We start from the raw sequence: 3,196 nt of genomic DNA on the forward strand, positions 1-3,196 counted from the left end.
TAAATCGCCAATGCTCCTGCTCGCCAACAATAGGTTACCCAACAGCGGCTTGCCCAACGGCCGCCATCGTACTACGCACCCCGCATCTGTGAGGTGACGAGAGTGGCTGAAATACTTGGCTCGGGCGAGGCGCTGGAGCGGGCGCTGGCGCTGCTCATGGAAGGCGATGTCGTCGCCATCCCGACGGAAACCGTCTACGGGCTGGCCGGCGACGCCACCAACGGCATCGGCGTCGCACGCATCTTCGAAGCCAAGGGGCGCCCGCGCTTCAACCCGCTGATCGCCCATGTCGCGGATATGGCGATGGCAGAGCGCCTCGCGTTGTTCGATCCGCTGTCCAGGAAACTGGCGCTGGCATTCTGGCCAGGTCCGCTGACGCTGGTGCTGCCGCAACGGCCCGGCAACGGCATCCATCCGCTGGTCACCGCCGGGCTCGATACGATTGCCTTGCGCATGCCGAGGGGCTTTGGTGGCGAGCTGATCGCCAGGCTCGGCCGCCCGCTTGCAGCGCCCAGCGCCAATTCATCCGGCAAAATCAGCGCAACGACCGCGCAAGCGGTAGCGGCGGATCTCGGCACGCGCATAAAGCTGGTGGTCGATGGCGGCGCGACGCCGATCGGGCTGGAATCGACGATTCTCAAGGCCGAAGGGGACAGATTGCGGCTGCTGAGGCCCGGCGGCATCGCCGCCGAGGAGATCGAGGCGGCTATCGGCATGGAGCTGTTGCGCGGCGGCGCCGCCGGCGTCGAGGCGCCGGGCATGCTCGCCTCGCACTATGCGCCAGGTGCTGCGATGCGGCTCAATGCCGGCACGGTCGGCGAGGGCGAGGCTTTGCTAGGCTTCGGCAGCCAGAGGGCGCAAGGCTGGCGCCGCGCCGAAGCCTTCCTCAATTTATCCGAAACCGGTGACCTGCGCGAAGCGGCGAGCAATCTGTTTGCCTATATGCAGGAGCTCGACCGCTGCGGCGCGCAGACCATCGCCGTCGAGCGTATTCCCTTCGACGGGCTCGGTGAAGCCATTAACGATCGGCTGTCGCGTGCCGCCGCCCCTCGTGACATCACGCAGCCCACACCATAGTTTTCCCCCATGACCGAAATCACAGAGACACTCGATTCCGCTCTCATCGATCGCTTCGCGGCGATCGTTGGCGACAAATATGCGCTCCGCGACGAGCGCGATATCGCGCCTTACCTCATTGAGCGGCGCGGGCTCTGGCACGGCGCGACATCGCTGGTGCTGCGCCCGGGCAGTGTCGACGAAGTCAGCCGGATCATGCGGCTGGCGACGGAGACGGGAACGCCGATCGTGCCGCAAAGCGGCAACACCGGGTTGGTCGGCGCCCAGGTGCCGGACAGGTCCGGGCGCGAAATCGTCCTGTCGCTGTCGCGGCTGAACCGCATCCGCGAGATCGATGTCCTGTCCAACACGGTGACGGTCGAGGCCGGCGTCATCCTGCAGACGCTGCAGGAGGCAGCCGACGCCGCCGACCGGCTGTTTCCGCTGTCGCTGGCCGCGCAAGGCTCCTGCCAGATCGGCGGCAATCTTTCCTCCAATGCCGGCGGCACCGGCGTGCTTGCCTATGGCAATGCGCGCGAACTTTGCCTCGGTGTCGAGGTGGTGCTGCCGACCGGCGAGGTGTTCGACGACCTGCGCAAGCTGAAGAAGGACAACACCGGCTACGATCTGAAAAACCTGTTCGTCGGCGCCGAAGGTACGCTCGGCGTCATCACCGCCGCCGTGCTCAAGCTGTTCCCGAAGCCGAAGGGGCGCGAAGTCGCCTTCGCCGGCCTTTCGTCACCCGAGGCAGCACTTTCGCTGTTCAGCCTGGCCATGGACCGTGCCGGGGCAGCGCTCACCGCTTTCGAACTGATCGGCAGGCGGCCATATGATTTCACGCTGGCGCATGCCCAGGGCGTGGTGCGGCCGCTGATCGAGGACTGGCCGTGGTATGTGCTGATGCAGATTTCATCAGGCCGTTCGTCGGAGGATTCGCGGGCGTTGATCGAGGACGTGCTCTCGGCCGGCCTTGAACAGGAATTCGTCGGCGACGCCGTCATTGCGGCGAGCCTCGGGCAGGGGGATGCCTTCTGGAATTTCCGCGAGCTGCTGCCCGAGGCGCAGAAGCCGGAAGGCGCCTCGATTAAGCACGACATTTCGGTGCCTATTGCATCGATCCCGCGCTTCATCGAAGAAGCCGCCGGCGCCGTGGCGTCGGTAAGTGCAGGCGCCCGCGTGGTCTGCTTCGGTCATATGGGCGACGGCAATCTCCACTACAACATTTCGCGGCCAGTCGACGGCGATGATGAGGCGTTCCTCGCTCTCTATCACCCCATGAACAAGGCGGTGCACGGTGTGGTGCGCAGCCTGCACGGTTCGATCTCGGCCGAGCACGGCATCGGCCAGTTGAAGCGCGACGAACTGATCGCCACCGCGCCGCCAATGGCGATCGATCTGATGCGAAGGGTGAAGGCCGCTTTCGACCCGGCCGGCATCATGAATCCGGGTAAGGTTATCTGATCCTTTCCACATCTTGCGGCTGGTGGGATTCCGATAACCATCCCTGAGATCAGCAAAATTTAACCGACTTTCTTAAGCGGGGCGGTAAGGAGCCCGCGCTACTGTCTCCATACAAACGAGGCTGGAAAAACCGGCCCGGAGAGAACCGGACACCGGCTCTCAGGAGACAGACAGGAAGGCCACTCTATGAACACCGGACTGAAGCCAGTCTGGGCGGGACGCAACATGCGTCTCGACCCATTTCGCCTGCCGCAAGTGGTGAGCTACGCGACTCGCGACGACTACGGCGATGTAACCTTCACCATCGACCAGCGCGGCGCCGTGATCCGCCGCCTGCTCGAGATGAGCGGCCTGCCCGCGATCATCGTTCTGCCCGCCAATGCGTTCCGCGGCGTTGCCGCCCGCGCCATGGAGGATCCGGACGGCAATGTCACGGTGACCCTGGAACTCCTGCACAACGACCCGATGCTGTCGGTGCCGCTGCTGGTGGCCGACGATCTCGACGATGTCGCAGCCGACTGGCGCGCCTGGGCCGACGCTTACCGTCTGCCGATGCTGCTGATCGAATCGGACGGCGTTGCCCGCACCCTGGAAGAATCGCTCGGTGCCGCCATCAAGACGCTGCCGCCGCAGGATCGGCGCAAGGGGCGGATTTCGAACACGCGCCGTCCGCGTTTCC

General features: G+C 65.0%; 3 protein-coding genes. All 3 read left to right on the forward strand.

Annotation, left to right across the window (positions count from 1 at the left end; all coding sequences use genetic code 11):
* The first annotated feature begins 102 nt into the window (after window positions 1-102).
* Window positions 103-1,077, forward strand: a complete 975-nt coding sequence (locus tag EN939_RS26955) for an L-threonylcarbamoyladenylate synthase (RefSeq protein ID WP_127270789.1) — start codon at window positions 103-105, stop codon at window positions 1,075-1,077.
* A 9-nt stretch (window positions 1,078-1,086) separates the two neighbouring features.
* Window positions 1,087-2,517, forward strand: coding sequence for an FAD-binding oxidoreductase (locus tag EN939_RS26960; protein ID WP_127270791.1), 1,431 nt, complete (start codon window positions 1,087-1,089; stop codon window positions 2,515-2,517).
* A gap of 186 nt (window positions 2,518-2,703) precedes the next feature.
* Window positions 2,704-3,196, forward strand: a 493-nt coding sequence (locus EN939_RS26965; protein ID WP_127270792.1) for a DUF6101 family protein, incomplete at its 3' end; no start/stop codon positions are given.

This window comes from Mesorhizobium sp. M7A.F.Ca.CA.002.05.1.1 (assembly GCF_003998335.1).
Lineage (GTDB): Bacteria > Pseudomonadota > Alphaproteobacteria > Rhizobiales > Rhizobiaceae > Mesorhizobium.